Source organism: Nostoc sp. UIC 10630, assembly GCF_010747425.1.
Taxonomy (GTDB): domain Bacteria; phylum Cyanobacteriota; class Cyanobacteriia; order Cyanobacteriales; family Nostocaceae; genus Nostoc.
Map to the genome: position 1 here is coordinate 1 of NZ_JAAGOG010000499.1, position 533 is coordinate 533.

Here is a 533-nt window from a genome sequence, read left to right on the forward strand (position 1 = left end):
CTACTGCTTCCGTCGAGAGTTTACGGTCATAAACTGATGCCACTGCCCGTCATCGCCCAGTACATGAGATGTCATCACCCGATGATTATCACTCTTGAACTCGATTACATCTCTGTACTTTGCCATCTTCTCATCGCCCGTCATCGAGGGCCCGTCAGAATTGAGCGTTAGTATGTTTTTCGCCGCGTCCAATTCACCGTCGTACAACCATAGATAAGTCATCATTGACCCAACCCAGGTGCCTACATAGCGTTGCTTCTGCGAGTCATATCCGAGCGTTATTATCATTGTTGCCGCATCACCACAGGGTATTTCGCCTTGTCCTTCACCTACAACCCAGAGTCCACCGATTGATCGCACACTTTCCGTTCCTATTGCTCTTTCAGGCGGCTGATCTGGACTCATCATTGCCTCTGTTTCATAAGTCCACTCACCGACGAGTTTCTGTAACCACTGATGTTCCTTTTGTGGCTCAGTATTCATTGTTGGCTCCTGCTGTGTTTTGGCTGTCTCCATTGCTTTAGCTCCTTTTG

General features: G+C 48.4%; 1 protein-coding gene. It reads right to left on the reverse strand.

What is annotated here, in order from left to right:
- A partial coding sequence (locus tag G1O98_RS38595) for a DUF1579 domain-containing protein (RefSeq protein ID WP_243458680.1) occupies positions 1-533 on the reverse strand: 533 nt, incomplete at its 5' end.